The sequence below is a fragment of the Komagataeibacter ossonobensis genome (assembly GCF_057359305.1).
On record NZ_JBXAYQ010000008.1, the window covers coordinates 91,433 to 98,634 of the forward strand.

The 7,202-nt window shown below is 59.8% G+C and carries 4 protein-coding genes; 2 read left to right on the forward strand and 2 right to left on the reverse strand.

Features of this window, described 5'->3' with window-relative positions:
* Positions 1-19 precede the first annotated feature (19 nt).
* Together AC1RQ9_RS07675 and AC1RQ9_RS07680 are read right to left on the reverse strand one after the other, a co-directional pair.
* Positions 20-2,434, reverse strand: coding sequence for a TonB-dependent receptor (locus AC1RQ9_RS07675; RefSeq protein WP_485986281.1), 2,415 nt, complete (start codon positions 2,432-2,434; stop codon positions 20-22).
* Between the two features lie 193 nt (positions 2,435-2,627).
* Entirely contained in the window at positions 2,628-4,373 is a 1,746-nt protein-coding gene (locus AC1RQ9_RS07680; RefSeq protein ID WP_485986282.1) for a carbohydrate porin, read from the reverse strand.
* Between the two features lie 325 nt (positions 4,374-4,698).
* Here AC1RQ9_RS07680 and AC1RQ9_RS07685 point away from each other — a divergent pair, with 325 nt between their 5' ends.
* Both AC1RQ9_RS07685 and AC1RQ9_RS07690 read left to right on the forward strand, forming a co-directional pair.
* A complete protein-coding gene (locus AC1RQ9_RS07685; protein ID WP_485986283.1) occupies positions 4,699-5,880 on the forward strand; it encodes a sensor histidine kinase in 1,182 nt (393 codons plus the stop codon).
* 263 nt (positions 5,881-6,143) lie between these two features.
* Positions 6,144-7,172 carry an isopenicillin N synthase family dioxygenase gene (locus tag AC1RQ9_RS07690; protein WP_485986284.1) on the forward strand — a complete coding sequence of 343 codons (1,029 nt, stop codon included), beginning with the start codon at positions 6,144-6,146 and terminating at the stop codon, positions 7,170-7,172.
* Positions 7,173-7,202: the final 30 nt, after the last annotated feature.

Sequence of the window (7,202 nt, forward strand, 5' to 3'; positions counted from 1 at the left end):
GGGCGTATGGCGTTGGGGATCAGTACTGGGCCGAGATGTTGAACAGGAACGACCGCCCTATGGAAGGCGTCACCCGGTTTGAAAACAGGCTGCCGTAATTCAGCCGGTTATCAAGGTTATAGGCGTTCATCGCCACTTTCCAGTGGTCGGCGAAATGGTGCGATACCATGGCGTCGAATTCCACCGTGGCGGGCACGCGCGCCGTGTTGGCCTGATCCAGCCATACACCCTGCCGCCACGTGATGCCGCCGCCGATGGTCATGTTCCATGGCTTGCGCGGGGCGATTTCATAACTGGTCCACGCCGTGGCCTGATTATGGGGCACATACTGGATCTGCCCGCCCTGCTTGGATGAAGTGGAACCGGCCTTGGTGATGGTGGGGTCATACAGGGCATAGGTGCCATAGAACATCCAGTTGCGCAGCAGGGTGCCCGATGCGCTGAGTTCAAGCCCCTGGTTGCGTTCCTGGTCACTGGTGGCGGTAATGTCCCCGGTGGAGGGATCGGTCTGCACCGAATTGTTCTTTTCCAGCCGGAACAGGGCCGCCGTAAAGCCGATGCGGTCGTGGAAAGCACTGTATTTCGCACCCACTTCATACAGCCTGCTGCGTTCGGGCGCGGCCGTTGCGTTCTTGGCGTTCATGGGTTCGGAACTGTTGGTGACATACATGCTCAGCGGCGTGGTGGATTCCGACCAGTTGAAATACACCATCAGGTTGCTGCGCGGGGTGTACATGATGCTGACCGACGGGTTGATGGTGGTTTCGTTCTGCCCGTAATGCACATCTGGCGTCGCGGTGCTGCCGCCGGTGGCGCTGTAATGGCTGTTCCAGTTATCCCAGCGGAAACCTGCCTTTACCGACAGGTAATTCGTCAGCCATATCTGATCGGACAGGAAGAAGCCCACATCCAGCGCGTCGCTGTCCTTGTAGCACTTGCGGCCCACGCCATTGCCGATATTGACCAGCCGGTTCGGATACTGGTTGCAGTCCCCCAATGTCAGGCCGGGCACGTAGGGTGAGGGGTCAAGCAGGCTGGTGCCGGGACGGTTGGAGCCGTAGGCGTAGTTCTGTCGGTGGTCGGTCACGTATTCAATGTCGAAGCCGCCAATGATCTCGTGCCGGATTCCGCCGGTTTTCAGGTGGGCGACACCGGAAAACACGTCCTGTATGGACCAGTCGCTCTGCCGGTAGGGTTCGGGTCCACCCACCCCGCCATTACGCGCCACCTGTGCCGCACCGGGATTGGCGGAAAAGAAATCGGACTGACAGGTGGATGAAGGCGACACGCCATTGAACGTGTTGTTGGTCAGCACGGCGCCACTGCTGAAGTTCGAGCATGCTTCCTGTGATGCGGAGAAATAGCGATGAAAGATGCCGCCACGCATGTCGTTATATAATGTCAGGATCGGGTTGACCCTGGCCGTCAGGCGGCCGGTAATCATGTCCGTGCTGGAATTATCCTGGTCATAGGTGGTGCCATACCAGTTGGTACGCTTGACGCCGTATTCGGTAACGGGGCGGCCAATGGCACCGGCGGAGGAATAGACAACCGGCACGCCGTAATCGGGAATGCGGTTATCGTTCTGATGGAAATATTCCAGCACGAACGACACTTTCTTGCCCAGCCCGAATGCGATGGACGGCGCGATACCCCAACGGTGGGAATAGATATCGTCACGGCCAACGACATTGTTTTCGTTGCCCATGCCCGTCAGGCGGAAGGCGGTGGTGCTGTTCAACTGGTAGTTCACATCCAGCGTGCCGCGATAATAGGACCCGCTGCCGCCTGAAAAACTGGCCTGGTAGCTGTTGCCCAGATGCGGGGTCTTGGTCACGATATTGATCGCGCCACCCGTGGTGCCATTACCGAATACTTCCGATGACGGCCCCTTGATGACCGAAACATGGTCATAATAGAAGCTGTCGCGCGTATAGACGCCAAAGTCACGCAGGCCGTTTTCATAAATATCGTTCTGGGCTGCAAAACCACGGATCAGGAACTGATCCCCCGCCATGCCGCCTTCGCCTTCACCCACCGATGCGGTGATCCCGGGCACGTTCTTCAGCGCTTCATCCAGGGATTTGACATTCTGCTGCTGCATAAGCACCTGCGGCACCACGTTTACGTTCTGTGGCGTGTGCATGGCGTCCTGCGGCATCCGGCTCAGCCCGATGGATTCATGCAGCACATTCATCGGGGATGCAGTGACATGGGTCAGGTCATGGGATGTATCGGATGAATGATTGTACAGGTCCGTTGTATCGGTATCCGATGCCGTGGTTGTCCGGGCCTGTTTGGTGCTGCCGGTCGGGGATGTGGATGTCGTGTCTTGTGCGGCAGCCTGCGCGCCGGTAGCCGCGCAGGCCAGCGCCATGGAAGCGGTGAGCAGGGAGAAAGGCCTGAGTTTCTGGCGGATGGTCTGGTTTGTCATATTGCAACAGCCTCTTAATTGCATGAAGGCTGCATATCTATTTTGATAATTATTCGCAATAACCCCTGAGGCGCTTCGCTTCCCTGTGTCTCTTAAATGCAACAAATTCTCATTATCAATTGCAACCCGAGCGCGAAAAAGCCCCGCACCACAGGGGATACGGGGCTTTGTGCACCAATACGCGGCAGGCATGTTACAGGTTGGCGATGACCTTCAGCCCGACCAGGGCGGCATTGGGAATGTGTTTGGTTTCACCCGGCCGGATCATGTACTCGAATTCCGGCTGGACCAGTATGCCCGGCATCGCGTCAATGGCGTAATAGGCTTCTATGATGTGGGAATCCGTCTGCGGCGCGCGCACGGCGGTGCCCAGCGAATAACCGGCTTCATACCGCAGGATCTGCCCTTCCTCCTTGCGGTGGCTGACATGGTACCATGAATACATGATGCCCAGCCGGTCCGTAACCCGCGACGGGATGACACCGGCAAAGGACAGGCCGCCATAGGCTTCATCCGAAATCGAGGTCACATGCGGGGTGTTGTGGATATAACCCGCCATCAGGTAGCCACCCGCCATCTGGTTACGCCCGCCCCGGCGATAGACCATCTGGTCGCCTTCGAACCAGAACATGTCCATGGGCGCCGATCGCTGGTGTCCTGCCGCCGTGCGCAGGGCGGGGGGCAGGCCAATGCCGATCTGGTCGGGATAGCGCGTGGTGTCATGCGCATAGCCCAGCACGTAATGCCCCGGCAGGCGGTTGCGGGTCAGGAACGGCTGCCACGTGAATTCGACTGGCAGCATGAGGCCGGTCGCCTTCTCGCTACCCCATGCCCAGCCGCTGGGGTTGTCGGTCAGGGCGCTGACCGAATACGCGCCAAGCTGGATGGCGGTGTCACGCGTGGGCCGCATGCGGATGCGTGACCCCCATGTTGCCTTCGGGTACACGCTGAAACCGGGATCCAGCTTCAGCGCCACAGGCGCGGAGCATGTGACCATGAACGAACACAGCAGCGGCGACGTGGCAAACACATGGGTCAGCGCCATGCGGCCGAAGGTGATGTCCAGATGGTTGTCCCACAGTTTCTTTTCAGCATAGAAATCCACCAGATGGGCCACGACGTTGCCCGACAGGCCATAGACTTCCTGCAGGTTGACGTAATATTCCCCCACGCGGTCATGGCTTACGGCATGGCCCGCGCGTTCCATCACCAGCGTGTGGACCGACCAGCCGGTTATCCCCGCCATTTTTTCCAGATCGAAGTTCACCTGCGCGGTCAGTTCGTGCACGTAACTCATGCCCCGTTCCACGCCACCATTGATCACGCCCATCGCTTCGCCCTTGTAGGTGAAAGCGAAACTTACGCCATGATCCAGCAGCTTCTTCCGCAACGGATTGAGTTGCGGGACAAGATGGCCGCTGCCTGCGGTGGGAACATAGTACGGGTCTTCCAGATCGGTGTCATGCTGCGCGTCGATCCATTCGGGCAGCAGCCCGGACGGCCCTTCGTGATGGGTCAGGATGGCATCCAGCTCGATCTTGTGGAACGCCCTGCTGTCACCGGGGCTGCTGACGGGGGCGACACTCATGGTTGCCAGTCCGGCAGATGGGTAGGTCGGCACGCCACTGGGCGGAATGGGCGTGTTGGGGGGGCGGCGGATGGCCCCGGGCGTCGGTCCCAGACGTTCCACATCCAGGTTGAGGCTGATCTGCCGTTCGGATGTCATGCCCTCTGATGCCACCGCTGTCGCAGGCATGGCGGAAACCGCGCCGGACATGACAAGGGAGGGAACCGTAGGGGCCGCAGGGAATGCGGCCTGCGCAAGGGCGCGGTGGGCTGGCAGCGCCATGGTGCTTACGGCCAGCAGCCAACCGCAGGCATGGGGGAATGGATGATGGCGGCCATGCGGGTCACGGGCATGGCGTGTCAGTGTTGTCATCTGTCGATTTTCTCGTGGCCGGGCCGGATGGCGGGGCGTGAAAACGCGGCAAGGATGCCTGGGTGCGTGCTGTCGCCGTATCAGGGGACGGGCACGTACATGACGCATTCGGAAAAGCGGGCAGATGCGGTGTGGAGCAGGATCGTGTGGATCATGATTTTATTCAACCATTGTTTTTATTTTTATGATGATCGATGCGTATTTTAAAATTATCGAAATGTCAAACATTACAGAATTATATTAATTTTGCACCGCATAAATTGTAATTTTATTACAAATATCATTCTGCTTTCCGCTGTCCCGGCATCATGGTATCGCCCGTGTCATGCCCTGCGCAGGCCGGGAATGGGAGAATGGGGTGACAGCACTTGTTCTGATGGTGGTGGGACTGGTGATCGGTGCGGTCGCGGGGGGATATGGCGTGCATCTGGCTGCGTCCTCCGCCGGTAGGGTGCGCCGGTTCCCCGTCCGTGCGCTGGCGAACCCCGTCGCCAGTGGGGATGCCGACACGATTACGGTTGATGAACTGCCTGTCGCCCTGGTCGTACTGTCGCGTGGGGGGCGGCTTCTGCATGCCGCGCCCCGCGCACAGTCTGAATTTGCCGAAGGACTGGGTACCCTGATCCGCCATCCCGCCCTGCAGCGCGCCGTGGCCGACCTGCAACCCGGCGGCGTGAGCGAGGTGCGGATCGAAGCCGATGTGCCCGTCCGGCGCGTGGTGCAGGCGTTTGTGAAGGCAGGGTCGTGGCACGGCCATCCCGCCTGCGTTGTGGTGCTGCTGGATGCCACGGCGCGTGATGCGCTGGACCGCGCGCGCAGTGACTTTGTCGCCCATGCCAGTCATGAACTGCGCACCCCGCTGGCCGCCCTGATCGGCTTTATCGAAACATTGCAGGGGCCAGCCGCGAACGATGCCGCGGCAAGGCAGAAATTCCTTGCCATCATGGCCCGGCAGGCCGCCCGCATGCAGCGCCTGATTGACCGGTTGCTGTACCTGTCGCGCGTGCAGATGCTTGAACACCAGCGCCCCCAGGGTCAGGTCGTGCTACCTGAACTGTTTGCACGCCTGAATGATGAACTGCAGGGCAAACCGGCGGAAGACCGGGCCGCCATCATTATCCATGCGCCACCAACCGGCACGGTGCGGGGGGATGCGGACCAGATTTTACAGGTGCTGGTCAATTTGTGTGAAAATGCACTGCGTTATGGCCGTCCCGCGCCGCCGACCGTGGCGCGGATCGATGTTGCGGCGCACTGGCTGGAAAACGGCGGGCTTGTGATTTCGGTGCGCGATAACGGTCCGGGCATCGCGGCGCAGCACCTGCCCCGGTTGACCGAACGGTTCTATCGTGTGTCCCAGTCTGCCGGGCACAGCGGGGGCGATCAGGGAACGGGACTGGGGCTGGCCATTGTCCGACATATCGTGGACCGCCATGGTGGCCGGCTGGATATAACCAGCACGCCGGGACAGGGCACATGCTGCAGCGTCTGGCTACCGCAGGGATAAGGCCAGTCCACGCGGTTTTCGGTCTTGACGGAAAATGCCCCGGCATGTTGTTGTCGGGGGCGAGTAGAAGCGGTCGGGATTGTATCCTGGGCATTGCTCCACACCAATCAGTTCCTGATTTGTGGGCCGCTGGCGTGCATGGCATTTTATATTGATGGCGTTTTTTTTCGCCCCATCCGGCAACACCGGATCGGGACGGTCGCGCCATGCCCTGTAACCCTTGCGTGCCCGGCAGGAAAAACCTTCTGACCGGAGAACACCGCATGTCCCCCATACCCGCACCTGCACCTGCACCTGCACCCGTACATGGCAATGCGCAGTCCGAACTGGATCGGGAAGCCCTGATGGGCGGGCAGGGCACCTGTATTGCCCGTAATATCCCGCAGATCGACCTGTCAGATTATGACAGGCGCAAATCTGTCATTGCCGATGCATTATGGGAGGCCGCAACACAGGTCGGCTTTTTTCAGGTTATCAATCACGGCATTGACGCCGCGGATGTGGACGCTGCCTTTGCCGCGGCCGAAGGGTTCTTTGACCTGCCCATGGACCAGAAGGCACGTCATGCCCGCCATCCCGGATCCAATGTCGGGTGGGAATACCGTGCGCAGGTCCGCCCTTCCACCGGCACCCCGGATAACAAGGAATCCTACCAGATCACCCTGCCGCAGATGGGGGAAGGCATATGGCCAGCCGAAACCACCTTGCCCGGATTTCAGGCTCGCATGCGGCGTTTCGAACGCCAGAACTGGGTACTGGGAATGAAAATCCTGTCGTGTTTCGCGATCAGGCTGGGGTTCGATGCGGATTTCTTCACCCGTAACCACGATCCTGCATCAGCCGGGTACCAGAGTACCCTGCGCCTGATCCATTACATGAGCATGGAAAATGCCCGCGACGCGGATTTCGAATTCTGGCGTGCGGGCGCCCATTCCGATTTTGACTGCCTGACCCTGCTGCACCAGCGGCCGGGGCAGGGGGGGCTGCAGGTCTGTCCCGGCAAGGATGTGGATATACTGGCCTGGACCGACGTGCCGCCGGTGGCGGGCGCGGTTACGTGCAATATCGGTGACATGCTGATGCGCTGGAGCGATGACCGCCTGAAATCCACCCTGCACCGTGTGCGTATGCCCCGGCGCGATGAATATCTTGGCCCGCGCCTGTCCCTTCCGTTTTTCTGTCAGGCCAACCGTGACGCGATCATTCAGGGGCCACGGAAGAAATATGCGCCCATTACCGCCCGCGATTATCTGGATGAACGCATCGAGGCGAATTATGGTGGGCGGACATGAATATCCTAAAGGATTTTAAAACAACCAATT

Excerpts from the sequence above, each read along its gene's own strand:
- AC1RQ9_RS07675 (WP_485986281.1), bottom strand. The coding sequence starts at position 2,434 with ATGACAAACCAGACCATCCGCCAGAAACTCAGGCCTTTCTCCCTGCTC.
- AC1RQ9_RS07680 (WP_485986282.1), bottom strand. The coding sequence starts at position 4,373 with ATGACAACACTGACACGCCATGCCCGTGACCCGCATGGCCGCCATCAT.
- AC1RQ9_RS07685 (WP_485986283.1), top strand. The coding sequence starts at position 4,699 with ATGCCCTGCGCAGGCCGGGAATGGGAGAATGGGGTGACAGCACTTGTT.
- AC1RQ9_RS07690 (WP_485986284.1), top strand. The coding sequence starts at position 6,144 with ATGTCCCCCATACCCGCACCTGCACCTGCACCTGCACCCGTACATGGC.